We start from the raw sequence: 25,840 nt of genomic DNA on the forward strand, positions 1-25,840 counted from the left end.
GCGATCACCGGTTCACGTCGAACAGCACGGCGCCTTTTTTCAGCGCGCTCTTGGCGATCACGCCGCGGTGAATCTCCGATGTGCCGTCGAAGATGCGGTAAATGCGGGCGTCGCGGTAGTAGCGCTCGATCGGCAGCTCCTTGCAGAAGCCCATGCCGCCGAACACCTGCACCGCGCGGTCCACCACGCGGCCCAGCGTTTCGGCCGCGTGCACCTTGACCATGGCGATCTGTTCGCGCGCGTCCAGGCCCTGGTCCAGCATCCAGGCCGCGTGGTAGACCATCCAGCGCGCGGCGTTGATCTCGATCACGCTGTCGGCCAGCATCTGCTGCACCATCTGGAAATCGCCGATGCGGGTGTTGAACTGTTTGCGGTCATTGGCGTAGGTCAGCATCAGCTCGCACACGTGCGTGGCTTTGCCCACGGCGCGCGCGCCCACCTGCGCCAGGCGCACCACGTTGAGCGCACCCATGGCGAGCTTGAAGCCCTGGCCCTGCTCGCCCAGCAGCGTGGCGTCGTCCAGCACCACGTTGTCGAAGAACAGCTCCAGGTGCGGCGTTCCGCGGATGCCCATCATCATCTGGTCCTTGCCGACGGTGAAGCCGGGCAGGCCCTTGTCGACCATGAACATGCTGATCTCTTTTTCGCCCGCTGCACTGTCGGTACGGGCCGAGACGAGGAAGAAGTCGGACCACACGCCGTCGCTGATGAAATGTTTGCTGCCGTTGAGCACCCACTGGCCTTCGCTGTTGCGCTTGGCGTGGGTCTTGATGCCCGCGGCGTCCGAGCCGGCGCCGGATTCCGTGATCGTGATGGCGCAGGTGCGGGTGCCTTCCACGGAAGGCTTGAGCCAGCGTTCAATCTGTTCACCCTTGCAATGCAGCAGCGGCTCGTAGACGTTGCCAAAGGCGCGGCGGATCAGCATGTCGGTGGTGTGGCCGAACTGCTCTTCACAAAGGATGCGGTCCAGGTTCGACAGGCCACCACCGCCGAGTTCGGCCGGCATGTTGAGCGCGTACAGGCCCAGTTCTTTGGCCTTGGCGTGGATGCGCCGGGCATCGGCCTCGGGCAGCGCACCGGTGTTTTCCAGCGCGTCTTCGAGGGGCTTGAGTTCTTCGGCGATGAAGCGACGGATGGTGTCGATCATCATTTTCTGTTCGTCGTTGAGGGCGAAATCCATGGGGTTCTTTCAGTGCGTTTTCAAAGTGGGTGGAGCGAAGCGAGGCTTGCGCTCAAGCACTGCTGAACCAGCGGGCGCCGAAGAAGAAGGGCAGCCGGGAAATGTGATCGAACGGAATCACCATGGATGTCTTTCAGGTCAGTCGCGAGGCTCGACGATCGGGCGGCTCGCGGCCAGACAGATGCCCGCCCATGCGGTGGGGTCGGCGGTTTTCTCGCGCTCGAAGTTCACCACCTCCACACTCACCGGCAGGTCGGCGGGCAGGGCGTCGAACGGGCCCTGCACGTCGATGGTTCCATCGCCCGGCAGCAGGCGTTCACAGCGCGCGGTGTGGATCATTTCTTCGGTGGTGAAGTGCGTGCCGGCCACGGCATCGCAGATCTGCGCGTAGTGCAGCAGGCCGCGCGGGATGGCGCGGATGTCGTCGAGCGTGGTGGTCGAGCGGCCGAAGTGCAGCGCGTCGACCAGGATGCCGGCGTTGGCCTGTGAACCGGCGTTCTGCACGACCCGCAGTGCACTCTTCGCGTCCTTCACCGCCGTCCAGGGCATGAACTCCAGGTCGGCGGTCAGGCCGTAGGGCTGCATCACCTCGCACAGTCGCGCGTAGTTCGCCGTCAGGCGGGCCTCGTTGGTGTCGTCTCCGGCGATGAGGATGGCCTTGGCCTTGAGCGCCGCGCAGGTGTCGTACAGCGCGTCCCAGGTGTGCGGGTCGAAGTTTTCGCCGATGCGGATGATCTCGACATCGAACACGCCCACGCCGGTGTCGGCCATTGCGGCCTGCGTTTCCTTCAACATCTCGGGTTTGCCGAGCAAAAACTGCTGTGGTGCGCCCGGCGCGTTGGGCCACAGGCGCAGGCCGACGTACTGGTAGCCGTTGGCCGCGGCCACGCGGATCGCTTCGGGTGGTGTGCAGCGGTGCGAGCTGAGGTAGGCGAGTGAATAGACGCGGGCCATGTTCAGCTCACTTCAAGGGAGAGGCGGCCGTCGGCAGCGCGATGGTCGAGACCATGTTCGTCGTCAGGTGTACCGGGCCACCCTTGGGTGGCCAGATGCCTTGTGCCACCGCCTCGGCGCGGGCCTTGCTGCGCGCGTCCAGCGAGGGGTAGGCCCAGATGTTGGTGAAGCGCAGGGGCCCGTCGAGCGCGACCATGGCGACCACGCAGGGCGAGAGCTGATCGCGCGCCGGCACGTGCTGTTCCCAGAGGTCGATGGTGGGCAACACGCCGCCCGGCTTGATGCCGTAGGTGCGGATCTCGTACACCGGGCCGCTGATGCCGCTCTCGGCGCTCGGGCGCACCGGCTTCATCCACGGGAAACCCTGGTAGCTGTGCTGCTCCAGCGTCTGGAAGATCTCGCCGTTGCCGAATGGCGAAGCGCTGTTCTGTGTGCGTTCACGCTCGGCTTGCAGGTCGGTCAACGACGCGAAGCCGCGCAGCACGATCATCTGATTGAGCTGGCCGATGTCGGTGAACCAGCAGGCGAGCAACTCGCCCTTCGCTTCGGGTGCGTTGCAGTAGGCCTGCACGTTCTGGGCGGCCGTGCCGGCGGTGCCGAACGGCAGGGTCATGGTGGCGAGTTCGTAGTGCATGTGGGGTGTCCTTGGTTGAATGTTTGTAGAAAGCGGTGTCCTGTTCCCTCTCCCCCCGGGGAGAGGGCTAGGGTGAGGGCTCTCCGCCTGTCATGTGGTGTGCCGCAAGAAAGCCAAACGTCATCGCTGGCCCCAGCGTGATGCCGCCGCTCGGGTAGTGGCCGGCCATCATCGAATTCATGTCGTTGCCGCCGGCGTAGAGGCCGGCGATGGGTTGGCCCTGTGCGTCGAGCACCTGCGCGTGGTCGTTGGTCTTCAGCCCGGCAAAGGTGCCTAGGCTGCCCGCCACCACTTTCACCGCGTAGAACGGGCCGCGTTCCAGCGGTCCCATGCAGGGGTTGGGCCAGCCGCGTTCGGCCGCAAAGGGCGCGTCGCCCTGCATGTGGTTGTAGGGCGTCTCGCCCTTGGCGAAGTCATCGTCTTTGCCGGCGAGCGCCTGCGCGTTGTAGCGTTGCACCGTCTTCCGCAGCGCATCGCCATCGATGCCGCAGACCCTGGCCAGATCGGCCAGCGTGGTGCCACGCTTCACGTAGCCATTGGCGAGCATCGGGCCCAGCGGCATGGGGGCTGGCTTGGCGGCGCCCAGGCCGTAGTGGCGCATGAAGGCATGGTCGCAGACCAGCCAGGCCTGCACCGGTTCGCCCGCGGGCAGCGCGGCCAGCAGGGCCTGCATGAAGTCGTGGTACGAGTCGGCCTCGTTGGTGAAGCGCTGTCCGCGCCGGGTGACGGCGATCAGGCCGGGCTTGCCGCGCTCGATCAGGTGCGGGAAGTGCGCGAACGAGCCATCGGCGCGCGGCACCAGCGGCACCAGCGACACCGGCGCCAGCGCCGCGGCTTGCGCGCCATCGGTGGCCACGCAGCCACCGGCGGTTTCACCCAGGCGCAGGCCGTCGCCGGTGTTGCTGCGCGAAGCGGCGGACCAGTGTTCGCGCCCGGTGGGGGCGTGGGGCAGCAACGCGCGCTTGCGCTGCTCGTCGTGCGGGAAGCCGCCGCAGGCCAGCACCACGCCGCAGCGGGCACGGACTTCGATCACCCCTTCGGGTGTGGCGAGCACGGCGCCGGTCACGCGTTCGCCTCTTTCATCCGAGCCACGCAGCAGACGCCGCGCGGGGCAGTTGATTCGAATCTCGACACCCGCCTCGAAGGCCGAGACCGCGAGCCCCGCGACCAGCGCGTTGCCGTTCACCAGCCGCATGCCGCGGCGGTGCAGCAGCAGGTCTTTCCAATGGGCCAGCACGCGCTTCGTCACGTACCAGAGCGAGGCCGGTTTGCGAAAGGCGTTGAAGAAGTGGCGCAGCTCGGCGCCTGAAGCGATGCCCATGCCCCAGAGCGTGGTCTCGGGCAGCGGTGGCTTGAGGTCGGCAATGCGCTTTCCGAGACGCCGACCATCGAAGGGCGCGGCACACAGCGAGCGGCCGCCGAGCGACGCGTGTGGCGTGCGGCCGTGGAAATCGGGGATGGCGTTGCCGTCGATGAACCGCAGCGCGGTTTTTGAACGGAAGAACTCCACCATGCGCGGTGCGGCTTCCAGGAAGGCGCGGGCGCGGGCTTCGTCAAAACGGTCGCCGAGTTCGTGGCGCAGGTAGGCCAGGGGTTCCTCGATGGGCTCGACGATGCCGGCTTCGACCGCCAGCGGGTTGCGCGGCAGCCACATCCAGCCGCCCGACCAGGCGGTGGTGCCACCGAACTGAGGGTCCTTCTCGGCGACGATCACTTTGAGGCCAAGGTGAGCCGCCGTCACGGCGGCCGACAGGCCGCCCGCGCCGGAGCCGATCACCAACAAGTCGCATTGGAGGTCGCTCACGGCGATGCCCCAACCAAGGGACACCGCGGAACCGGCTTCGCCGGGCCGCTGGTGTCGCCCCCTGGAGGGGGTATGCGGCTGCGCGCAGCGAGCAAGCAACGGGGGGGCGTCATGTTCAGACGGCGTAGATCGGCTTGCGGCCTTTGACGTCGCCAGGCGCGCCGGTCTCGGCCGTGAGCTGGAAGAAGGGCGAGGCCCCGCTGGCGGCGGCCAGTTGCGAGGCGGTGGACAGCAGCTCGGGCGCCAGCGCTTCCATGCGCTCGACGGTGAAACGCACCGTGGGCCCGGCGATGGTGATCACACCCATGGCGGGCTGGCCGGCGAAGCGCACCGGCGCCGACATGGCAGACAGGCCCAGGCTGTAGGTGTCCACCGTCAGGCTGTAGCCGCGTTCGCGCGTGGTGTGCACGGCGTCCAGCACGGCTTGCAGGGTGGTCGGGGCGGCCGGGCCAAACTGCTCGGGCAGGCCCAGGCCCTGTTTCGCCACCAGGGCCATGCCGGCGTTGTCGTCCAGTGTGGACAGCCAGGCCCAGCCGGACGACGAACACGACAGGCGGGCGTCGCTGCCCATGTCGGGGTCGTAGCGCAGGCCTTGCCGCGCGCCTTGTGCGCGGGCCACCCAGGTGAGGCGCTCACCGTCCACCACCGAGAGGCGCACCAGCTCGCCGGACAGCTCGGCCAGGCGGTTGAGCAGCGGCTGCGCGATGTCCACGATGCCGCTGTTGCTGAGGTACGAGAGGCCCATGCTGACCAGCTTGGTGGTGAGCAGGTAGTCGCCGTGGCCGCGCGCCTGGCGCACATAACCCAGCCGCACCAGGTCGGCGAGCAGGCGGTGCACGGCGCTGCGCGGGATGTTGAGCTGGTCGGCCACGGCTGCCAGCTCCATGCCTTCGCCGTGTTGCGAGAGCAGTTCGAGGATGCCGAGGGTTCGTTCGAGGACGCCGTTCATGGGGTGGTCTCTGGTGGTGGGGTGGTGCGGGCTGTGTGCTCAGCTGGATCGGAGTCTAGTCAAAAAAAGAACAACATTCAATAGTTGAACATGATTCCAGTTTTGGATATGATTTGCACCAACAGCCCGGACAACGGGTGTGAACCGACCCGCAGGAGACAAGACCCGTGAACGACACCCTCGACGGCGCCAGCCGCCTCCACTACATCGTCGGCGACCCGATTGCCCAGGTGAAATCGCCGGCCGGCGTGACGCAGGCCTTTGCCGAACACGGCTGCAACGCGATCTGTGTGCCGGCCCACGTGGCGCCTGCCCACCTGGCCGACTGGGTGCGCGGCGTCTCGCTGGCACACAACGTGGACGGCATCATCGTCACCGTGCCGCACAAGTTCGCCTGCACCGATCTCTGCGCCAGCACCTCCGAGCGCGCTGCCTTCCTGCACACGGTGAACACCATGCGCCGCAACGCCGACGGCAGCTGGCACGGCGACATGTTCGATGGGCTGGGCTTCGTCACCGCCATGCAGGACAACGGTGGCCAGCCGGCGGGCAAAAAGGCTCTGCTGGTGGGCGCGGGCGGTGCGGGCTCGGCCATCGCGCACGCGCTGGTAATGGCCGGCGTCCGCGAACTCGCCATCTTCGACCCGGACGAACAGCGCCGCGCCGCGCTGGTGGAGCGCCTGGCTGGTTTGAACCGCTGCCCGGTGGGCCACGGCAGCGCCGACCCGACGGGTTTCGACATCGTGATCAACGCCACGCCGGTGGGCATGAAAGAGAGCGACCCGTACCCGCTGGACGTGACGAAGCTCGACGCCCGCATGTTCTGCGGCTGCGTGATCACCGCGCCGGCCATCACGCCCTTCATCGCGGCGGCGCGGGCCAAGGGCTGCAGCACGATGACCGGTACTGACATGTTTGCGCGGGTGCGCGACTTGATGGTCGACTTCCTCCTGGGCAAGTGAGCATGCAAGTCCTGAACTCGTTGAACCAGCTCCCCGCCGATGCCACCCACGACCTGGTCGTGATCGGCGCCGGTGGCGCGGGCATGGCGACGGCGCTGTTCGCGGCCCTCGAAGGCAGGCAAGTGCTGCTCGTCGAGCGCACCGGGTTCGTGGGCGGTACCACGGCGTGGTCGGCTGGCACCACCTGGGTACCGGGCACGCACCACGCGGCCGCCGTGAACCCGAACGACACACTGGCCGACGCCGCGCGCTACCTGAGCAACGCCATCGGCGAGCGCACGCCGCTAGCATTGCGCCAGGCCTTTCTGGACCACGGCCCCGAGGTGATCCGCCAGATCGAAGACCGCAGCAATGTGAAGTTCCGGCCCTACGCCAAACACCCGGACTACATCTCCGACCTGGGTGGCGCCACGCTGAACGGCCGCGCACTGGAGCCACTGCCGTTTGACGGACGCCTGCTCGGGGACCTCTTCAAGCTCGTGCGCCCGCCCATCCCCGAGTTCACCGTGCTCGGCGGCATGATGGTGGACCGCACCGACATCAACCACCTGCTGGCGCTCACCCAGTCGTGGGCTTCGTTCAAACACTCGCTCAAGATCATCGGGCGCCACGCGGCGGACCGCCTGAGCCACCCGCGCGGCACGCGCCTGGTGATGGGCAACGCGCTGGTGGCGCGGCTGTTGTATTCACTGTCGACACACGCCCATGTGACGCTCGTGCTCAACACCTCGGTCGAGCGCTTCGAACGCGATGCCCACGGTGTGAGCGGCGTGGTGCTCAGGGGGCAGGGCACAGATCAAGACGGGTGGCGCAGCGTGGCCGCCAAGGGCGGCGTGGTGCTCGCCAGCGGCGGCTTCAACCGCCACCCCGATCTGCGTGCCGCGATGCTGCCGGGGGCCGACATCGACTGGTGCCCGGCCGCTCTCGGCCACACCGCCGAGGCGCACGCACTGGCCAAAGACGCGGGCGCGGTGTACGGGCAGGGCGCGCTGAGCAACGCCTTCTGGGCACCGGTCTCGCTGCGCCAGCGGGCCGACGGCAGCACGGCCATGTTCCCGCATTTCGTGATGGACCGTGCCAAGCCCGGCATGCTCACCGTGAACCAGGCGGGCGAGCGCTTCGTCAACGAAAGCACCTCGTACCACCTGTTCGGCCTCGCCATGCAAGCCACCGCCAGCGTGCCGGCTTACCTGGTGTGCGACGCGACCGCCCTTCAGACGTACGGCATCGGCATGGTGCGCCCCGGTGCCAGCGCGAAGGACATGGCGCCGTTTCTGGCCGACGGCTACCTCAACCGCGGCGACACGCTCGACGAGCTGGCGGGCAAGCTCTGCATCAGCGCCGCCGGCCTGAAGGCCAGCGTGCAGAAGATCAACGTCTGTGCGCAGACCGGTGTGGACCCGGACTTCCAGCGCGGGGTGACGGCCTACCAGCAGAACATCGGCGACGCCACCGCGGGCCACAAGAACCCCAACCTCGGTCCGCTGACCACCGCGCCGTTCTACGCCGTGAAGCTCTACCCGGGCGACATCGGTGCCGCCACCGGCTTCGCCACCGATGGCGATGCCCGCGTGCTCGATGCGAACGGCGAGCCCATCGCCGGCCTGTACGCCGTGGGCAACGACATGCACTCCATCATGGGCGGCGTCTACACCGCGCCCGGCATCACCCTTGGCCCCGGCCTGGTGTTCGGTTGCCTCGCGGCCCGCCATGCGGCGGCCCGCAGCCTCGCGGGACGGCACTGAACACGCCTGCACAAAACCGCCCCATTGAGCGCTGAACACGTCGAGCAAGAACGTCGCTGCGCCCAACGGGATTCACCTCACCTCTGGAGACAAGCCCCATGAACCACGCGCCGCCCTGAACCCCGCGCCAGCTTCCCTGACGGCCCCGACAGGCCGTTGTGGGTTCCTAGGGCTAACCCATATTCCGTTCGATAAACGCACGTTCCTGTTCGTTGAATGATCAACGGCACGGGATTCCACTGAAGCTCCCACCGGGGCAATCGCTACATTTGTCTCTCCCTGAAGCGGGCTGTCCGCCGGGGCGGGGCGACGTGCCCCGGTCAGCCTTCAGGCACCCTCCCCAACCCTGTCCAGTTCGGAGATCACCATGAAAAAACGATTCGCCCTGAAATGCCTTGTGGCCGCCAGCCTGGCCGTCAGCTCGGGCCTGACGATGGCTCAGAACACCATCAAGATCGCCAACATCGTCGAGCTCTCCGGTGGCGGTGCCTCGGCTGGCACCAACTTCAAGAACGGCGTGGAAATGGCCGTCAAGGAAATCAACGCGGCCGGCGGCATCTTGGGCAAGAAGATCGAATCGGTCACCAGCGACACCCAGACCAACCCGGGCGTGGCCAAGGGCCTGACGCAGAAGGCTGTGGACGACGACGTGTTCGCCATCTTCGGCCCGGTCTTCTCCGGCTCCATCATGGTCAGCATGGCCGAGTCGCGCCGCGCCGAGGTGCCGAACTGGACCGGTGGCGAAGCCGCTTCCATCACGGCGCAGGGCAACCCCTACGTGTTCCGCACCAGCTTTGGCCAGTCCAGCAGCTTCCCCAAGCTGGCCCGCTACATCGGCGGCAAGGTCAAGACACTGGCCGTGGTGTACGTGAACAACGACTTCGGCAAGGGCGGCCTGGACGCCATCAAGAAAGAACTCGCCAAGACGCCGACCAAGATCGTGGCCGAGATCTCCACCGATTCGGGCCAGGTCGACTTCTCGTCCGCTGTGCTCAAGGCCAAGCAGAGCAACGCCGACGCGATCTTCGTCTACACCAACGAGGAAGAGTCGGCCCGCGCGCTGCGCGAACTGCGCAAGCAGGGTTGGAACAAGCCCGTGATCGGCGAGACCACGCTGACCGGCCAGAAGGTGATCGAGCTGGCCGGTGACGCCGCCAACGGCGCAGTGGCCCACGTGGGCCTGACGGTGGATGCGCCCAAGCCCGAGATGCTGAAGTTCAAGGCCAACTTCTACCAGAACTACAAGTACATCTCCGACCACAACGGCATCAAGGGCTACACCGGCGTGTACGTGCTGAAAGCAGCGATTGAAAAGGCCGGCAAGCTCGACCGCAAGGCTGTTGCCCAAGCCATGAAGGGCCTGCAGATCAGCGCGAAGCAGCACCCCGGCGTGCTCATGGACGTGAGCTTCGACGACAAGGGCGACATCGATCGCGAGAGCTTCCTGGTCGAGGTGAAGGACGGCAAGCAGGTGGTGGTGGAGACCCTGCCGCCGCTGAACCCGATCGTGGCCGCCGCGGCCCCGGCCAAGCCGGTCGCCGCCCCCGCCAAGAAGTAAACCCGTGGCTCCCCACAGGGCCTGCCGTCCGGCAGGTCCGGTGGGGCTGCCCCTCTGGACGGATTGCCCCATGACCGACTTTCTCCAACTCTTTTTCAGTGGCCTGTCCACTGGCGCCATCTACGCGCTGGCGGCGCTGGGCTTCACGCTGCTGTGGCAGGCCAGCGGCACCATCAACTTCGCGCAGGGCGAGTTCGTGATGCTGCCCGCCTTCATGATGCTGGCCTTTTTCAGCTTCGGCATTCCGCTGCTGCCCAGCTTCCTGCTGGCCTGCCTGCTGGCGGTGTTCGTGCTGGGCTGGGTGTTCAAGCGCGGCATCGTGGATCCGCTCTTCAAGTACGGGATGATGCCCATCGTCGTGGCCACCATCGGCCTGTCGATCGCGTTGCGCAACGGCATCCGCGCCGGCTACAGCGCCGAGGCCCATCCCTTCCCCTCGCTGTTCGCCGACAAGATCTACAACATCGCCGGTGTCACCGTGACGCTGCAGGACATCGGCACCTTCGTGCTGGCCATGCTGCTGGTGGTCGCGACCCAGGCGTTCCTCGCCAAGACCGTGACCGGCCGCGCCATGCAGGCCGTGGCGCAGAACACCGAGAGCGCGAGCGTGCTGGGCATCAACGTGCCGCGCATGATCTTCTACACCTTCGCGATCAACGCGGTGCTTGCGGTGGCGGCCGCCATGCTGGTGACGCCCACCTACCTCGCCAAGTTCGACATGGGCGAGTCGCTGGGCACCAAGGCCTTCTTCGCCGCCATCATCGGCGGATTCAACAACTCGCGCGGTGCGCTGCTGGGCGGCCTGATCGTGGGCGTGTGCGAGAACCTCGCTGCGGCCTACATCTCGCCGGCCTACAAGGACGCCGTGGCCCTGATCATCTTCATGGTCGTGATCCTCTTCAAGCCGCAAGGCCTGCTGGGCAAAAAAGTGGAGCGCAAGGTATGAAAAAGCTCACCATTCCTCTGGTCATCGTCAGCGCACTCCTGCTGCTGGTGGTGCCCAACTACCTCAAGAGCTACGGTGTCTACCTGCTGACCTACTGGCTGGTCTACATCGTCGCCGCCATGGGCCTGAACCTCACGGTGGGCTACGCGGGCCAGAAATCGCTCGGTCACGCGGCCTTCTTCGGCATCGGTGCTTACACCGTGGCGATCCTGATGCAGCATGGCATCAGCTTCTGGATCGGCCTGCCGGCGGCGGCCCTGATCTGCTTCGTCACCGGCCTGATCCTGGGCTTCCCCGCGCTGCGTGTGCAGGCCATCTACCTGGCCTTCGCCACGCTGGGCTTCAACACCGCGATCTGGCTGGTGATGCGCAACGAAGAGTGGCTCACCGGCGGCACCTTCGGCATCAACAACATCGCGCGTCCGTCGCTGTTCGGCATCAGTCTCGAGGGCAACGTGCCTTACTACTACTTCGTGCTGGCGGTGGCGGTGCTCATGGGCCTGCTGCTGTGGGGTCTGCTGCGCAGCCCCTGGGGCAAGGCCTTCACGGCGTTGCGCGACAACCCGATCCGCGCCGAGAGCCTGGGCGTGGACATCCGCAACTACACGCTGCTGAGCTTCGCCATCGGCGCGGTGTACGCCGGGGTGGCGGGCGCGCTGTTCGCCTCGCTGGTGCAGTTCATCGAACCCGCGCCGTTCACCGTGGGCGCTTCGATCATGATGTACCTGATGGTTGTGGTCGGTGGCCCGGGCTACTTCCTTGGCCCGGTGGTGGGGGCGGCTGTCGGCGTGATCCTGCCCGAGTGGCTGCGCTTTGCGCAGGCCTGGTACCTGTTCGTCTTCGGCTCCGCCGTGGTGCTGCTGATGATCTGGCTGCCCGACGGTCTGCTGTCCATCCCCGACCGCCTGAAGGCACGCCGCCAGGCCAGGGAGGCCTCGGCCGCACGCAGCGCCGCCGCCCAGGCCGCCACGAAAGGAACACAGGCATGAGCACCACGACCTCGGTGTCCGCCAACGCGCCCATCGCGCATCACACCCACCACCACGACCGCCCGGCCGGCACGCCCGTGCTGCAGGTCACCGGCCTGAAGAAGGCCTACGGTGCGATACAGGCCGTGGGCGGCGTGAGCTTCCAGGTGCAACCCGGTGAAATCTTCGGTGTGATCGGCCCCAACGGGTCGGGCAAGACCACGCTGTTCAACTCCATGCTCGGCCAGATCACGCCCGACGAAGGCAAGATCCAGCTCAACGGCGAAGACGTGACGCAGCTCGGCCCGCTGGAGCTGAACCGCCGCGGTGTTGGCCGCACCTTCCAGACGCTGCAGGTGTTCGGCAAGATGACGGTGCGCGACAACCTGATCGTCGCCGCCCAGGAGCACAAGGGCAGCATGTTCAGCCGCATGTTCGCGCCCGGGGATTCGGGTCTGGGCGACAAGGCCGACGCGCTGATCGACCAGTTCCGCATCCGCCACGTGGCCGACAAGAAAGCCGGTGAACTGTCTTACGGCCAGCAGAAGCTGGTGGACATCGCCATGGCCTTCATGAGTGAGCCCGACCTGGTGCTGCTCGACGAACCCTGCGCGGGCGTGAACCCCAGCCTGGTGGGCGGCATCAGCACGCTGCTGAAAGATCTGAACCGCAACCCGCGCTTCGGCAAGCGGAGCAGCTTCGTGGTGATCGAACACAACATGGACTTCGTGATGGACCTGTGCCACCGCATCATGGTGATGGTCGAGGGCAAGGTCATGGCGATCGGTACGCCTGACGAGATTCGCGGCAACAAGCAGGTGCTCGACGCCTATCTGGGAAGCTGAGGGGAAACACACATGTCCGATACCTGCATTGAATTCGACGACGTGGTGGCGGGGTACAAGGATTTCATGATCCTGAACAACCTCAGCTTCAAGGCGCAGCGGGGTTCGATCACGCTGCTGCTCGGCCCCAACGGAGCGGGCAAATCCACCGCGCTGAAGGCGCTGTTCGGCCTGCTCAAGCCGCGCCAGGGCCGCATCCTGCTCGACGGCAAAGACATCTCCGGTGCCAGCCAGAAGGCGTTGCTCGCCCAGGGCGTGGCCTTTGTGCCGCAGGGGCGCAACCTGTTTGGTCAGCTCTCGGTCTACGAAAACCTGGAGCTGGGCGGCATCACGCTGGGCATGAAGACCACGCACGAGCGCATTCCCGAGGTGCTGGAGTTTTTTCCGCGCGTCAAGGAGCGGCTGCACAGCGCGGCGTCGAGCCTGTCGGGCGGTGAGCAGAAGCAACTGGAGATCGGCCGCGCGCTGCTGCTGCGGCCCAAGGTGATCCTGATCGACGAGCCCAGCATCGGCCTCTCGCCCATCGTGGTGCAGGACGTGTTCAAGCTGCTGCGCAAGCTGGCCGACCAGGGCACCACGGTGCTGATGGTGGAACAGAACGTGAAGAGCGCGCTGAAGGTGTCGGACTACGCCATCGCGCTGGAGTCGGGCCGCCTTGTGCTGCACAAGCCCGCGAGCGAGTTGCTGGCCGACCCGAACATCGAACGCCTGTTCCTCGGCGGCGCACACGCGGCGCCAGCGCCCGCAGCGGTTTGACCTGAGTCCCCCCCGCAGCGCTTCGCGCTACCCCCCAGGGGGCGGCACTGGCCGTCCGGCAAAGCGGGCCCGGCGGTGCCCTGGGCGGGACCATCTCAGGCGCCTGGGGGGCGCTCCGGGGGCATAAAGAAAACTGCCTGCGGCAGCCGCCTTTTTTGGCGTGTGGTTCAGGGTTTGGGGTTGTCGATCTCGGCTCGGCGCAGCGGGTTGAAGCCCGTCACCAGCGCGGTCGCCAGCAGCACCAGCGCGCCCCCGGCGAAGATGCCCGGCGACACCGTTTCGCCCAGGAAGATGTGGCCCCAGGTCACGCCGAACACCGGAATCAGGAACGCCGGGCTGGTGGCGGCGACCGGCGACACGTGGCGGATGATGCGCAGGTTCAGCCAATAGGCCAGGCCCGAGGTGAACACGCCCATGATCAGCAGCGCCACCATGGCCGTGGGCGTGAAGTTGGCTTGCGGCAGCGTCCACAGCGCGCCGGGCAGCAGCAACACCATGGCCACCGCGCTGATGCCCGCCGCAATGGCCAGCGGCTGCATGTGGGTGGTGGCGCGCTTCATCAGCGGCGTCGAGACGCCGTAGCAGGCCGCTGCCACGATGCAGGCCAGCGCCGCGGTGATGGTGGCCGCGTCCGGCTTCACCGGCCCCAGTTGCAGGATCAGCCCCACACCCACGAAACCCAGCGCGCAACCCAGCAGCTTGCGCCCGCTCAACGTGTCCTGCCCCAACCAGGCCGAGGCCAGTGTGCCAAACAGCACCACCGTGGTGTTGAGCAGGGCGCTGTAGCCCGCCGGCAGGCGAAGGGCGGCCCAGGCATAGAGCAGGAACGGAGCGGCCAGCGAGAGCGTGCTCAGGCGCAGCAGCTCGCGCCAGTGGCGCCAGGGCCAGGGTTCGCGCAGCGCCGCCATCAGCACGGCCAGCGTTGCCGTCGCCAGCAGCACGCGGCCAAAGGCCATGACCTGCGGCCCGAGCAGCGGGCTCGCGATGCGCAGGAACAGGAAGGAGGCGCCCCACAGGGCAGACAGGCCCACGAGCTGGGCAAAGTGGCGGGTTTTCACGCGGCCATTGTGCGGGGCTTTGGGACGCTGGCCTGTCCGGTAGGCGCAAGGGCTTCCCTCCATTGGGGCAAGGTGGGGCAGGTCGGTCGCTTGCCTCAGTAAAATCGCCCACCTCACCAGGCGGCCTTCGCGCCAGCCTGCACATCGACATCCACCACTGGACCCACATGCGTTATTCCGTTTCCCATCACAAGCTCAACCAGATCCTCGCCGCCCACGGCCTCAAAAACGGCGACGCCGGCGGCATCGACAAGCTCTTTGGTGGCAACGACGGCTACTACTGGTTCGGCACCGTGCGCGACCTCTGCCCCCCGGGAAAGACCATCAGCTGGGAAGACCAGTACAGCATGGTCAATGCCATTCAGGCACACGAAAACGCCACCGCCGCCGAAGACGAAATGAAGCCGCAAGTGCCCAGCGCCGCCAACATCGCGGCGCTCTCCAAGGTGCTGGGCGACCCGATCTGAGCCAGTTTCATACGGCGTTGCCTTCAAACGTATAACTGCGTTGCTTCGCCTTGCCGTGCTGTAGCACTGTCTGCGGCTTCGCGCCTTGTTCTACGCTTGAATGCAAAACCGTATCAGATCTGCACCCGCGTGCCCAGCTCCACCACCGCGTTGCCGGGCAATCTGAAGAACTCCACCACGCCACCGGCGTTCTGGCTCATGGTGGCAAACAGGCGTTCGCGCCAGTTCGCCATGCCGCCGCCGGGCGTGGGCACCACCGTTTCCCGGCTGAGGAAGTAGGTGGTTTCAAACAGCGGGATCGGCAGGCCCTGGGCCTGCGCGAGCTCCAGCGCCTTGGGCACGTCGGGCGTGTTCATGAACCCGAAATTCACTGTCACGCGCCAGAAGCCGTGGCCCAGCGGCGCGATGTCGAGCCGCTGCGCCACGGGCACCCAGGGCACGTCGCGGAACACCACGGTCAGGATCACGTTGCGCTCGTGCAGCACCTGGTTGTGTTTGAGGTTGTGCAGCAGCGCCTGTGGCACGGTGGTCGGGTCGGCCACGGCGTACACGGCGGTGCGCTGCGCGCGGTTGACGGTGCTTGGGTCCAGCGTGTCAATGAAGTCCTGCAAGACCAGGCCTTCGGCGCGGATGCTCTGCAACACCAGCGTGCGCCCACGCGCCCAGGTGCTCATCGCACCAAAGAGCAGCAGGCCCAGCGCCAGCGGGAACCAGCCGCCGTCGAGGAACTTGATGGCACAGCCGGCCACCAGCAGCGCGTCAATGGCGAGGAAGAAGGCTGTGGCGCCCCAGGCCAGCGACGCCGGCAGGCGCCAGCCATCGCGCACCACGAAGAAGGTGAGCACGGTGGTGATCATCATGGTCAGCGTGACGGCGATGCCGTAGGCGCTGGCCAGCGCCGATGAGCTGCCGAAGAACAGCACCACCGCCACCACGCCGGCCAGCAGCGCCCAGTTGACGGCGGGCATGTAGATCTGCCCGATCTCGCGCGCCGAGGTGTAGCGCACCGTCATGCGCGGCAAGAAGCCGAGCTGGATCGCCTGCTTGGTCATGGAGTAGGCGCCCGAGATCACGGCCTGCGAGGCGATGATGGCCGCCAGCGTGGCGAGCAACAGTGCGGGCAGCACCCAGGGTTCGGGGAAAAGGCGGTAGAAGGGGTTCTGGATGGCGCTCGGGTCGCCGATCAGCAGTGCGCCCTGGCCCAGGTAGTTCAGCGCCAGGCCGGGCAGCACCAGGCCGGTCCAGGCCAGCTGGATGGGCCTGCGGCCGAAGTGGCCCATGTCGGCGTACAGCGCCTCAGCGCCGGTGAGCGCGAGCACGATGGCGCCCACGGCGGCGAACACGTGCCAGCCCCGGTCCATCAGGAAGGTCCAGGCGTGCAGCGGGTTGAGCGCCGCCAGGATGGCCGGCTGCTGCGCGATGTGCATCGCGCCAACGACGCCGAGCACCACGAACCACAACACGATGATGGGCCCGAAAAAGCGGCCCACCACGGCGGTGCCGAAGCGCTGCACGAAGAACAGGCCGACCAGGATGGCCAGCGTGATCGGTACCACATAGGGCTTGAGCGCGGGTGTGACCAGCTCCAGCCCTTCCATGGCGCCCAGCACCGAGATGGCGGGCGTGATCACGCTGTCGCCGTAGAACAGCGTGGCGCCGAACACACCGAGCAGCAGCAGGCCACTGCGCAGGGCCGGGCGCGATTGCACCGCCTTGGCGGCCAGCGCGGTGAGCGCCAGGCCGCCACCCTCGCCGTTGTTGTCGGCGCGCAGGATGAGGATCACGTACTTCAGCGTGACCACCAGCATCAGCGCCCAGAAGATGGTGGACACGGCCCCGATCAGGTGCAGCGCGTCCAGCGGCACGCCGGTGTGGGGCGCAAAGATTTCCTTGACGGTGTAGAGCGGGCTGGTGCCGATGTCGCCGTACACCACGCCGAGCGCGGCCAGGGTGAGGGCGGCTTTGCCCTGGCGGGCGGGCGATGCTTCGCCCGGGGCGGCGGTGGCGTGGGAGGGTGTGGCGCTCTGCGCTGCGGTGTTCATGAAGGCTCCGGTGTTTCCGAGGCCTGCACGATGGCACCGCGCGCATCAGGATCGCATAAGGGCAGAGCAGATACAGCTCAGCGGCGCAGGGGGCTCACGCCTGTTCCGCGATGCGGTAGCCCACGCCCGGCTCGGTCAGCAGGTGCTGCGGCTCGGCGCTGTCCACCTCCAGCTTGGCGCGCAGCTGACCCATGTAGAGCCGCAGGTACTGCGTCTGCTCGGTGTGTTCGGCGCCCCACACGTCGGCCAGCAGCTGGCGGTGCGTGACCACCTGGCCGGTCTGGCGCACCAGCCGGGCCAGCAGCTTGAACTCGGTTGGGGTGAGGTGCACCTCCTGCCCGTCGCGGCGCACCTTCCGGGTGGTGAGGTCGATGTCCAGCGCGCCCTGGCGGTAGCTCAGCACCGCCGGCTGGCTGCGCCGGCCCCGGTGGCGCAGCGCCACGCGCATGCGCGCGAGCAGCTCGCCGATGCCAAAGGGTTTGACGAGGTAGTCGTCGGCACCGCTGTCGAGCAGGCGGATCTTCTGGCCCTCGGCCTCGCGGGCCGAGATCACGATCACCGGTGTGCCGCGCTGGCCGCGCAACTCGGCCAGAAAATCTTCGCCGTCGCCGTCGGGCAGGCCCAGGTCGAGCAGCACCAGCTCGGGCGCGGTGTCCGGATTGGCGTGCTGCATCAGTGCACGTGCGTCGGCCAGGCTGGCCGAGGTCTGCACCGCGTAGCCCTCCACCGAGAGCGCTTCTTTCAGCGTTGCGCGCAGCTCACGGTCGTCCTCGATCAGCAGGATGCGCTGGCTCATGGCGGGCCTTCTTCGGGCGGTGTGGGCTGCAGTTCACGCAAAGGCAGGGCGCATTCAAAACAGCTGCCACCGTGCGCGCGGGCCTGCAGGCGCAGTTCCCCGCCGTGGGCCCGGGCGATGGCGCGGCACACCGCCAGGCCCACGCCGGCACCCTCGCGGCGGGCCTCCACCGAGGGGGAGCGGCGGGTCTCGTCGCCGCGCTGGAACACCTCGAACACCCGCTCGCGCCACGCCGGCGCGATGCCCGGGCCGTGGTCGCACACGCTGAGCAGCGCCTCGCCACCCTGGCGGCGCACTTGCAGCTCCACCGGTGATCCGTTCGGGCTGTACTTGAGCGCGTTGTCCAGCAGGTTGTCCAGCAGCTGCGACACCAGCATCGGATCGCACCACAGCAGCGGCATGTCGGGCTCAACCCAAGCCTTCACCCGCGCGCCGTCGGGGCGGCGTCGCGCGCGGCGCAGCACGGCCCCCACGATCTCTTCGGCCGATTCCCAGTCGCACCGCAGTTGCACCGAGGGCGCGTCCAGCCGCGCCAGCTGCAGCGTGTTGTCGGTCAGGCGGCTCAGGCGTTCCGCTTCCTCCACGATGCCACCGGCCAGGCGGCGGCGTTGGTCAGCGTCGAGCTTGTCGGCCTGGTCGTGCAGGGCTGAGGCCGCTCCCATGATGGTGGCCAGCGGCGTGCGGTAGTCGTGCGAGATGGCGGCCAACAGCGCGTTGCGCGTGGCCTGCAGTTGCGCCTGTTCGCGGGAGCGTTGCGCCTGCGCCGTGATCAGCGAGCGGTGCAGGGCGCTGCCCATCTGGTCGCACAGGGCTTGCAGGTGAGGCCGCAGTTCCGGGCCGTGGCGCAGCGTGGCCATGTCGCACACCAGCGCCGCACCCAGCGTCACACCGCGCCCGCGCAATGGCAGGTAGCCGTCGGGCAGCTCGTCGTAGCGGCCGGTGCCTGAACCCATGGCTCGGCCGTCGCGGATGCACAGGGCGAGCCCCGCGCGCTGCTCGTCGTTGGCGTTGCCCACGTGCAGGGTGGAGTCGTCTTCGGGCTGGGCGCCCAGGCCCCGCAGCACCGACACCGCGACCGGCGCCTGCGTGGCCTCGGCCAGCGCGGCGTGCAGGGCGCTGGCGTGGGCAGCGGGATCGGCCGCGTCGCGCAGCGTGTCGCCCCAGCTGCGCAAGCGAGCCTCGCGCTCGGCCACCTGGCGCGCAGCGTCGGCCAGCTGGCGTTGGCGGATCATCAAACCTGAAATGATCCAGTTCGCCACCAGCATCGCCAGCAGCAACAGGGTGTGCTGGTGCAGCTCCACCGTGAAGGTGAAGCGCGGTGGCACAAAGGCCCAGTTGAAGACCATCACCCCGGCCGCGCTGGCCGCTGCGCTGATGCCCCCGGGCAGCCAGAGCGACGCCACGACCGAGGTCAGCATCAGCAGCATGGCCAGGTTGGCCAGATCGAGGTGGCGGTCGAGCGCCAGCATCAGCGCCCAGCCGACCAGCCACGTGAGCCAGGGCCAAGGGCTGTGCCATCGCGGAGCGGGTGGGTTCAGGTTGTTTTGCATGGTGGGGCAGCCTGGTGGCAAGACCTCCGGGAAAGCATAAGGCCAGGTGCGTGGTTCCGGGTTGGTCCTGTAGAGTTCCAAGGTTCTCAGATGACCATCGACTTGAATCACGAGGTTCCACCATGTCGCTTGCGCTCTACGGCCACCCCTTCTCTTCCTACACCCAGAAGGCGCTCATCGCGCTGTACGAAAACGGCACGCCCTTCGAGTTCCGTTGCATCGGGCCCGACACGCCGGAGCACGCGACCGAGTGGTTGCGACGCTGGCCCATCGCCAGATTTCCGATGCTGCTGGACGGCGAGCGCCAGATCGTCGAGACCAGCCTCGTCATTGAGTATTTGCAACTCGCGCACCCCGGGCCGGTGCGCCTGCTGCCCGCCGACCCGTTGGCTGCGCTGGATGTGCGCTTCCTCGACCGCTACTTCGATCTGTACGTGATGAGCGCGATGCAACTGGCCGTGGACTGCGCGCTCAAGCGCTATCCGATGACCATCGAAGAAGGGCGGGCCATGGCCGCTGAGCGTTTGGAGCGCGCCTACGCCTGGCTCGACGGCCACCTCGCTGGCAAGACCTGGGCCAACGGTGCCGACTTCACACTGGCCGACTGCGCCGCCGCGCCCTCGCTCTTTTACGCGGACTGGGTGCATCAGATCCCTGAGACCTACCCAGCGCTGCGTGCCTACCGGGCGCGTTTGTTGAGCCGCCCGTCCTTTGCCCGCGCGGTGGAAGAGGCGCGGCCGTTCCGCTCGTTCTTTCCGCTGGGGGCGCCGGACCGGGACTGACGCGCTGCGGCGCAGGGCCGGGTGATGTAGCCGAGTTCAAGCGGCTGTTGCAGGCCGCGGTTGTGCCGGCTACACGGTCTGGATCCGTCGAGCAATTCCCTGACTGATCGCAGAACGGCGGTCCGGCGCTGTCTGTGAACAGGCCATTAGGCAACGCTGAATAAGTCCCTCGTGGCGCGGGCATCTTGCTCTCGGGCGGTCTGCGGCGTAGCAAAGCCTCGCCGGGCCGCCCGGCCCGTCTGCATTTTGCGCCTTGCAGCCCATCCCGACAGCAGGCGCCTGCATCCACGGGGACTTATCAGCGTCGCCTTAGCGCAAGCCAAAGAACGACAGGGCGGCGAGAACAATGACCACCAGGCCGACGATGTAGATGATGCTGTTCATGGGTGGCCTCTTGGGCTGATGTTGAAGGACGTTCAAACGCGAATCCCATGTACAAGCCATCGGGTTCGTTTCATCATTTCACCGCTCAAAAGAGGCGCTGTCGGTGTGCCAGCGCACCAACGCACGATCCTGAACAGCTCTGTATGGCGGCGCACAGACAGGTGAACTCAGACCGGGCCTCATGTTCTTCCCACCTTCCACTGAAGCAGAAGCAGGAGACGCACATGAGCCCATCGACCACCCCGCCAAACAACGCCGCCCCCGTGGATGAAGACATGGCCCAGCAGGCCAACCCCGGGCACGGTATTCCGTCGCAGGACCCGAACCCGGCCGCACAGACGCCCCTGGAACCCCATGAAGCCGAACGTGAGAGCCAATCGGTGCTGGTGGGCGGTGGCATGGTGGCCGGGGCGGCCACGGGCGCCGCCATCGGCGTGGCGATGGCCGGCCCCGTGGGGATCGTGGCCGGGGCCACGCTGGGTGCCGTTGCCGGCGCGCTCGGCGGAGCCGCCGCGGGCGCCACGGTCGACCTGGAGGCTGTGGACGGCGCCGACGCTGCGCTGGCCGAGCCGGTTCGCCTGCACATCGAAGACAGCGGTGGCGACGGCCGCCCGGTGGTGCTGATCCATGGCTGGCCCTTGTCCGCAGAGGCCTGGGCGTTGCAGGTGCCGGTGCTCCAAGCTGCCGGCTTGCGCGTGGTGGCCTACGACCGACGCGGCTTCGGGCGGTCGGACAAGCCGGCATCGGGCTACAGCTACGACGTGCTGGCCGACGACCTGGAGCGCGTGATGGACCAGTGCGGACTGCAGGACGTGACGCTGGTGGGGTTCTCCATGGGCGGGGGCGAGGTGGCCCGCTACATCGCGCGGCACGGTGAGGCGCGCCTGCACAGCGTGGTGTTTGCCGCGGCCGTTCCGCCGTACCTGATGAACACCGCCGACAACCCCGAGGGGCCGCTCGCCCCCGAAGCGGCGCAAAAGATGAAGACGGCACTGGAGCATGACCGCGATGCCTTCTTCGATGATTTCACCGAAGAGTTTTTCTCGGCCAACGGCGTGCTTCAGGTCACCGAATCGCAGCGAAAAGAGGCGGTCGCCCTGTGCCTCCAGTCGGCGCAGCACGCCGCGCTGGCCTGCATGGACTCGTTTGGCACGACCGACTTCCGCGAAGACCTGGAGAAGGTGAGGGTGCCCACACTGGTGATTCACGGCGATGCGGATGCGATCGTGCCGATCGAAGGCTCGGGCCAGCGCACCCACCGCGCCGTGCCGCACAGCCAGCTGGTGACCTTGCCCGGCGCACCACACGGCCTGAACGTGTCCCACGCGCAGGCGTTCAACGATGCGCTGCTGGCTTTCCTGCGGTCGGACACGCAAAAGCAGTCGGCCCTGGATGACTCGCCCGCATGACTCGATCGCATGGGTCTAGGTACTTGTACGTATGGGGTTATCACCGGTGAATCTCTAGCATCAAAGCCATTCGAGAGGCGCTCAAGGGCACCTGAAACTGCGACGACAGGCCATGTCGCCTTGTTCGTTCCATCTTGTTCGTTCCATTCTCCCAACGCCCATGACCGCCATGCCATACCCTGCCCTGAATGTGATGCACCCACCGGACAGGACGAGCCTACCGACGGCATGCACGGGCCGGTCCAACGGCTCTGGTGGTGTGTCGCTGGCGGTGCAGCGATCCCGGCGCTTGCCCTGAGCCTGCCGCTCGCCGTCAGCTGATGACGTTGGTGCTCCCCGACCCCGACCGCCAGGCGCGCATCGCGGCGCTCACCGAGACCCTGCACGAGGTGAAGCAGGAGCTGGAGGCATTGACGGGGGGCCGGGTGGACGTCAGCGACCGCGCACAGACCGAACAGGCCACCCTGCGCAGCGCGGAACTGCTGCAGGCCGTGGCGGACGGCACGCCCGACCTCGTCTTCGTCAAGGACCTTGAAGGCCGCTACCTGCTGTGCAACAACGCTCTGGCCCGTTTCACGGGGCGCACGGTCGAGCAGGTGCTCGGCTGCGATGACCGGGACCTGTACGTTGCCGCAGAGGCCTCGCAGACCATCGAGAACGACCGCCAGCTGTTCGCCTCGGGCGGGGCGCGCACCTCCGAAGAGTGGCTCACGGGCCCCGGCGGTCGGCGCATCTTCAACTCGACGCGTGCCGCCTTCCGCAACGCCCGGGGCGAGGTGATCGGTGTCATTGGCATCGCCCGGGACACCACCGATCAGAAACTGGCCGAGCAGGCGCTGCGTGACAGCCAGGCGATGCTGGACATGGCGGGCCGGGTGGCCAAGGTGGGTGGCTGGCGGATGGACATGGTCAACCACCACCTGTACTGGTCCGACATCGTGGCCAGTCTGCACGACGAACCGGCGGGCTACTCGCCCTCGCTGGAGGAGGGCATTGCCTCTTTCGTGCCCGAATACCGCGCCGGGGTTCGTGAAGCGGTCGAGCGCTGTGCCAGGTTCGGCGTGCCCTACGACGTGGAGGCCGAAAAAATATCGGCCACCGGCCGCCGCTTCTGGGTGCGCACCATGGGCGAGGCGGTCCGGGATGACGCGGGCCGCATCGTGTACATCCAGGGCGCGTTGCAGGACATCACCGAGCGCAAGCTCGCCGCGCAGGACACGCAGAAGCTGGCCGCGCGGCTGACGAACACGCTGGAGAGCATCACCGACGGCTTCTACACCCTCGACAGGGACTGGCGGTTCACCTATGTCAACCGCGAAGCCGAGCGCTTGTTGGGAAAGTCTCGCGACACGCTGCTCGGACAGGTGGTGTGGCACATCTTTCCCGATTCGGTGGGTTCGGTCTTCGACCGCTGTTACCAGCGTGCCATGGGCGGGGAAACGGGCATCACCTTCGAGGCCTATTACCCGCCGGTGCGGGCCTGGTTCGGCGTCGACTGCCACCCGTCAGAGGACGGGCTCACGGTGTACTTCCGCGACGTCACCGCCGCGCGCGCGGCGCGCCAGCAGCTGAATCTGCTCGAGGCCAGCGTGGCGCAGTTGAACGACGTCGTCCTCATCACCGAGCCGGCACCCGAACTGCAGCACGGCCGGCGCATCGTGTTCGTCAACGATGCCTTCGTGCGCCTGACCGGCTACTCGCGGGAGGAGGTGATCGGCCGTTCGCCCGGCATGCTCGATGGCCCCTCGACGGACCCGGCCGAGCTGGCGCGCATCCGCGACGCGGTCGACCGTTTCGCGCCGGTGCACGTCGAGCTGATGCGGTCCACCAAGGATGGGCGGGAGTACCCCGTGGAGATCGACATCACACCGGTGGCCACGGGCGGCGAGGGCTTCACGCACTTCGTCTCCGTCATCCGCGACATCGGCGAACGCCGCCGCAGCGAACAGGCGCTGCGCGAGCTCAACGCCAGCCTGGAAGACCGGGTGCGCCACCGCACCCTGGAACTGGAGCGGGCGCGCGAACTGGCCGAACAGGCCAACCGCGCCAAGTCGTCGTTCCTGGCCATGATGAGCCATGAGATCCGCACGCCGATGAACGGGGTGGTGGGCATGATCGACGTGCTGGAAGAAAGCCGGCTCCGCCCTGAGCAGCGTGAGCTGGTGAACACCGTGCGCGAGTCGGCCTATGCCTTGATGGCCATCGTCGACGACGTGCTGGACTTTTCGAAGATCGAAGCCGGTCAGTTCGACATCGATCACAGGCCGATGGACGTGACCACGGTCGTCGAAGGTGTCAGCGATGCCTTGCACCCGCTGGCCGTGAACAAGGGGGTGGGCCTTCACCTGTACACCGACCCGCGCCTGCCGCAGGGCATGCTGGGCGACGCCGCGCGCCTGCGCCAGGTGCTGATCAACCTGCTCGGCAACGCCATCAAGTTCAGCCAGGGGCGGTCGCGCCGCGGTGCCGTGTCCTTGCGCGCGCTGCGCGACACGGGACCTGCCGGCAACGACACGCTGGTGCTGGAGGTATCGGACAACGGCATCGGCATGGACACCGCCACCCAGGCGCGCCTGTTTTCGCCGTTCACCCAGGCCGACGCCAGCACCACCCGGCGCTTCGGGGGCACTGGCCTGGGGCTCAGCATTTCGCGCCGCCTGCTGTCGCTGATGGGGGGTGAGGTGGCGGTGCGCAGTGCGCCAGGCGCCGGATCGACCTTCACGGTGCGCCTGCCCATCGCGGTGGCGCCTGCCGGCGAACAACCAGAACCGGCATCGGTGGCGCGGCCGCTGGCGGGGCTGCCCTGCCTGGTGGTGGGCGATGCGGCCGGCACCGCCCGCGACCTGGGCGACTACCTGGGTCACGCGGGCGCCGCCGTGGCCCACGGGCAGACCCCGGCGCAGACCCAGGCATGGTTGCGCGGCGTTGGCCCGGGCCCCTGTGTCGTCGTCATCGCCGACGCTCCCGACACCAGCGACGGCAGCGACCCGGTGCTCTCGGCCTGCCGCGCCGTGGCGGCGGAGCGCCCCGAGCTGGCGCTGGGCTTCGTGCTCTTCGAGAGCGGTCGCCGGCAGCCGCCGCGCCGGCCGGCGCCAGATCAGGTGTGGCTGGAGGGCGAAAGCCTGCACCGGGCCCGGTTCCTGCACGGCGTGGCCCTGGCGGCACGCCGCCAACTGCCGGAAGACGCCGCCGAGCCGCCCGCCGAGCAGGACTCCGCGCCGATGCCGCTCCTGGCGCTGCCGGGCGAGGGGAAGCGCCCTGCCGTGAAACCGCTGATCCTGGTGGCAGAGGACAACGAGATCAACCAGAAGGTGTTGAACCAGCAGCTCTCGCTGCTCGGCTACCGGGCCGAGATGGCGTCCAACGGCGTCGAGGCCCTGGACTGCTGGCGCCGGGGAGGCCATGCCCTGCTGCTGACCGACCTCCACATGCCGTTCATGGACGGCTACACGCTGGCCACCGAGGTGCGGGCAGGGGAGGTGGGCGGCGCCGCGCGCCTGCCCATCCTGGCGCTGACCGCGAACGCCCTGCGCGAGGAGGAACTGCGCTGCCACCAGGCCGGCATGGACGGCTACCTGAGCAAGCCGATCCGCCTGGCCCAGCTGAAGCTGGCCATCGAAACCTACCTGCGGCCCGCGTCAGCGCCCACACCAGAGCGCGCAGCCGTGCGCGGACCCACGGCCGCGCTCTCATCGCCACCGGTCGACATCAGCGTGCTCTCGGGTCTGCTTGGCGACGACCCGCTGGTGGTTCAGGAAGTGCTGGCAACCTTTCGCGCGAGCACGACGGGCGCGGCGCTGGCCATGGCCCAGGCACACGCTGGCGGTGAGGGGTCGACCCTGTTCCAGGCCGCCCACAAGTTGAAGTCGGCCGCGCGGGCCGTCGGTGCGGTGCGCCTCTCTCAGATCTGCGCCGACATCGAAGCGGTCGCCGCCACACGCCAGACGCCACCGACCGCGACGCTCGACCCGCTGATGGCCGATTTCCAGGTCGAGCTGCGGGCGGTGCACTCGTTTCTCGACCAGCGATAGGGCCACGGCCGCCAGCGCTG

At 67.6% G+C, this 25,840-nt stretch carries 20 protein-coding genes; 11 read left to right on the plus strand and 9 right to left on the minus strand.

Annotated elements, in window-relative coordinates; all coding sequences use genetic code 11:
• Positions 1-4: 4 nt before the first annotated feature.
• From B0E41_RS20110 to B0E41_RS20130, 5 genes are all read right to left on the minus strand, one after another.
• On the minus strand, positions 5-1,180 hold the full coding sequence (locus B0E41_RS20110) for an acyl-CoA dehydrogenase family protein (protein WP_077333753.1): 1,176 nt from the start codon (positions 1,178-1,180) through the stop codon (positions 5-7).
• 138 nt (positions 1,181-1,318) lie between these two features.
• Positions 1,319-2,134: a TIM barrel protein gene (locus B0E41_RS20115; protein ID WP_077333755.1), complete on the minus strand. Its 816-nt coding sequence runs from the start codon at positions 2,132-2,134 to the stop codon at positions 1,319-1,321.
• 7 nt (positions 2,135-2,141) lie between these two features.
• Positions 2,142-2,768: an NIPSNAP family protein gene (locus B0E41_RS20120; protein ID WP_077333757.1), complete on the minus strand. Its 627-nt coding sequence runs from the start codon at positions 2,766-2,768 to the stop codon at positions 2,142-2,144.
• 67 nt (positions 2,769-2,835) lie between these two features.
• Positions 2,836-4,572, minus strand: coding sequence for an FAD-dependent oxidoreductase (locus B0E41_RS20125; RefSeq protein ID WP_253195038.1), 1,737 nt, complete (start codon positions 4,570-4,572; stop codon positions 2,836-2,838).
• A gap of 115 nt (positions 4,573-4,687) precedes the next feature.
• Positions 4,688-5,521: an IclR family transcriptional regulator gene (locus tag B0E41_RS20130; protein ID WP_077333759.1), complete on the minus strand. Its 834-nt coding sequence runs from the start codon at positions 5,519-5,521 to the stop codon at positions 4,688-4,690.
• A 167-nt stretch (positions 5,522-5,688) separates the two neighbouring features.
• Here B0E41_RS20130 and B0E41_RS20135 point away from each other — a divergent pair, with 167 nt between their 5' ends.
• The 7 genes from B0E41_RS20135 to B0E41_RS20165 all read left to right on the plus strand — a co-directional run bounded on the left by B0E41_RS20135 (position 5,689) and on the right by B0E41_RS20165 (position 13,301).
• Positions 5,689-6,483, plus strand: coding sequence for a ThiF family adenylyltransferase (locus B0E41_RS20135; protein ID WP_077333761.1), 795 nt, complete (start codon positions 5,689-5,691; stop codon positions 6,481-6,483).
• A 2-nt stretch (positions 6,484-6,485) separates the two neighbouring features.
• On the plus strand, positions 6,486-8,228 hold the full coding sequence (locus tag B0E41_RS20140; protein ID WP_077333763.1) for an FAD-dependent oxidoreductase: 1,743 nt from the start codon (positions 6,486-6,488) through the stop codon (positions 8,226-8,228).
• 367 nt (positions 8,229-8,595) lie between these two features.
• A complete protein-coding gene (locus B0E41_RS20145) occupies positions 8,596-9,786 on the plus strand; it encodes an ABC transporter substrate-binding protein (RefSeq protein ID WP_077333765.1) in 1,191 nt (396 codons plus the stop codon).
• 70 nt (positions 9,787-9,856) lie between these two features.
• On the plus strand, positions 9,857-10,732 hold the full coding sequence (locus tag B0E41_RS20150) for a branched-chain amino acid ABC transporter permease (RefSeq protein ID WP_077333767.1): 876 nt from the start codon (positions 9,857-9,859) through the stop codon (positions 10,730-10,732).
• Positions 10,729-11,721 (plus strand): branched-chain amino acid ABC transporter permease, encoded by a 993-nt coding sequence (locus tag B0E41_RS20155; RefSeq protein WP_077333769.1) that lies wholly within the window; start codon positions 10,729-10,731, stop codon positions 11,719-11,721. Before B0E41_RS20150 ends, B0E41_RS20155 begins: the two co-directional genes overlap by 4 nt.
• Positions 11,718-12,545 (plus strand): ABC transporter ATP-binding protein, encoded by an 828-nt coding sequence (locus B0E41_RS20160; protein ID WP_253195040.1) that lies wholly within the window; start codon positions 11,718-11,720, stop codon positions 12,543-12,545. The genes B0E41_RS20155 and B0E41_RS20160 overlap by 4 nt, the downstream gene beginning before the upstream one ends.
• 12 nt (positions 12,546-12,557) lie before the next feature.
• The gene (locus B0E41_RS20165; RefSeq protein WP_077333771.1) at positions 12,558-13,301 is read left to right on the plus strand and encodes an ABC transporter ATP-binding protein; all 744 of its coding nucleotides are present in this window, start codon (positions 12,558-12,560) and stop codon (positions 13,299-13,301) included.
• A gap of 167 nt (positions 13,302-13,468) precedes the next feature.
• On the opposite strand, the gene B0E41_RS20170 is transcribed toward B0E41_RS20165, so the two are convergent.
• A complete protein-coding gene (locus B0E41_RS20170; RefSeq protein ID WP_253195042.1) occupies positions 13,469-14,359 on the minus strand; it encodes an EamA family transporter in 891 nt (296 codons plus the stop codon).
• A 167-nt stretch (positions 14,360-14,526) separates the two neighbouring features.
• Here B0E41_RS20170 and B0E41_RS20175 point away from each other — a divergent pair, with 167 nt between their 5' ends.
• The gene (locus tag B0E41_RS20175; protein ID WP_077333775.1) at positions 14,527-14,826 is read left to right on the plus strand and encodes a hypothetical protein; all 300 of its coding nucleotides are present in this window, start codon (positions 14,527-14,529) and stop codon (positions 14,824-14,826) included.
• Positions 14,827-14,939: 113 nt separating this feature from the next.
• Here B0E41_RS20175 and B0E41_RS20180 read toward each other — a convergent pair whose 3' ends face one another.
• The 3 genes from B0E41_RS20180 to B0E41_RS20190 form a co-directional block, all read right to left on the minus strand.
• Positions 14,940-16,868, minus strand: coding sequence for a potassium transporter Kup (locus B0E41_RS20180; protein ID WP_077333777.1), 1,929 nt, complete (start codon positions 16,866-16,868; stop codon positions 14,940-14,942).
• A 94-nt stretch (positions 16,869-16,962) separates the two neighbouring features.
• Positions 16,963-17,664 (minus strand): response regulator, encoded by a 702-nt coding sequence (locus B0E41_RS20185; protein ID WP_077333779.1) that lies wholly within the window; start codon positions 17,662-17,664, stop codon positions 16,963-16,965.
• A complete protein-coding gene (locus B0E41_RS20190) occupies positions 17,661-19,214 on the minus strand; it encodes an ATP-binding protein (RefSeq protein ID WP_077333781.1) in 1,554 nt (517 codons plus the stop codon). The genes B0E41_RS20185 and B0E41_RS20190 overlap by 4 nt, the downstream gene beginning before the upstream one ends.
• A 122-nt stretch (positions 19,215-19,336) precedes the next feature.
• Here B0E41_RS20190 and B0E41_RS20195 point away from each other — a divergent pair, with 122 nt between their 5' ends.
• From B0E41_RS20195 to B0E41_RS20205, 3 genes are all read left to right on the plus strand, one after another.
• On the plus strand, positions 19,337-19,996 hold the full coding sequence (locus tag B0E41_RS20195; protein ID WP_077333783.1) for a glutathione S-transferase family protein: 660 nt from the start codon (positions 19,337-19,339) through the stop codon (positions 19,994-19,996).
• A 608-nt stretch (positions 19,997-20,604) separates the two neighbouring features.
• Positions 20,605-21,789 (plus strand): alpha/beta hydrolase, encoded by a 1,185-nt coding sequence (locus tag B0E41_RS20200; protein ID WP_253195044.1) that lies wholly within the window; start codon positions 20,605-20,607, stop codon positions 21,787-21,789.
• A 320-nt stretch (positions 21,790-22,109) separates the two neighbouring features.
• Positions 22,110-25,820, plus strand: a complete 3,711-nt coding sequence (locus tag B0E41_RS20205; protein ID WP_077333785.1) for a PAS domain S-box protein — start codon at positions 22,110-22,112, stop codon at positions 25,818-25,820.
• Positions 25,821-25,840: the final 20 nt, after the last annotated feature.

This window comes from Hydrogenophaga sp. A37 (genome assembly GCF_002001205.1).
Taxonomy (GTDB): domain Bacteria; phylum Pseudomonadota; class Gammaproteobacteria; order Burkholderiales; family Burkholderiaceae_C; genus Hydrogenophaga.

Bases quoted from the DNA above. Each gene is read 5' to 3' on its own strand.
- B0E41_RS20140 (WP_077333763.1), top strand. From the start codon at position 6,486: ATGCAAGTCCTGAACTCGTTGAACCAGCTCCCCGCCGATGCCACCCAC.
- B0E41_RS20115 (WP_077333755.1), bottom strand. From the start codon at position 2,134: ATGGCCCGCGTCTATTCACTCGCCTACCTCAGCTCGCACCGCTGCACA.
- B0E41_RS20200 (WP_253195044.1), top strand. From the start codon at position 20,605: ATGAGCCCATCGACCACCCCGCCAAACAACGCCGCCCCCGTGGATGAA.
- B0E41_RS20205 (WP_077333785.1), top strand. From the start codon at position 22,110: ATGACGTTGGTGCTCCCCGACCCCGACCGCCAGGCGCGCATCGCGGCG.
- B0E41_RS20160 (WP_253195040.1), top strand. From the start codon at position 11,718: ATGAGCACCACGACCTCGGTGTCCGCCAACGCGCCCATCGCGCATCAC.
- B0E41_RS20180 (WP_077333777.1), bottom strand. From the start codon at position 16,868: ATGAACACCGCAGCGCAGAGCGCCACACCCTCCCACGCCACCGCCGCC.
- B0E41_RS20130 (WP_077333759.1), bottom strand. From the start codon at position 5,521: ATGAACGGCGTCCTCGAACGAACCCTCGGCATCCTCGAACTGCTCTCG.
- B0E41_RS20155 (WP_077333769.1), top strand. From the start codon at position 10,729: ATGAAAAAGCTCACCATTCCTCTGGTCATCGTCAGCGCACTCCTGCTG.
- B0E41_RS20120 (WP_077333757.1), bottom strand. From the start codon at position 2,768: ATGCACTACGAACTCGCCACCATGACCCTGCCGTTCGGCACCGCCGGC.
- B0E41_RS20110 (WP_077333753.1), bottom strand. From the start codon at position 1,180: ATGGATTTCGCCCTCAACGACGAACAGAAAATGATGATCGACACCATC.
- B0E41_RS20150 (WP_077333767.1), top strand. From the start codon at position 9,857: ATGACCGACTTTCTCCAACTCTTTTTCAGTGGCCTGTCCACTGGCGCC.
- B0E41_RS20185 (WP_077333779.1), bottom strand. From the start codon at position 17,664: ATGAGCCAGCGCATCCTGCTGATCGAGGACGACCGTGAGCTGCGCGCA.
- B0E41_RS20195 (WP_077333783.1), top strand. From the start codon at position 19,337: ATGTCGCTTGCGCTCTACGGCCACCCCTTCTCTTCCTACACCCAGAAG.
- B0E41_RS20145 (WP_077333765.1), top strand. From the start codon at position 8,596: ATGAAAAAACGATTCGCCCTGAAATGCCTTGTGGCCGCCAGCCTGGCC.
- B0E41_RS20175 (WP_077333775.1), top strand. From the start codon at position 14,527: ATGCGTTATTCCGTTTCCCATCACAAGCTCAACCAGATCCTCGCCGCC.
- B0E41_RS20190 (WP_077333781.1), bottom strand. From the start codon at position 19,214: ATGCAAAACAACCTGAACCCACCCGCTCCGCGATGGCACAGCCCTTGG.
- B0E41_RS20165 (WP_077333771.1), top strand. From the start codon at position 12,558: ATGTCCGATACCTGCATTGAATTCGACGACGTGGTGGCGGGGTACAAG.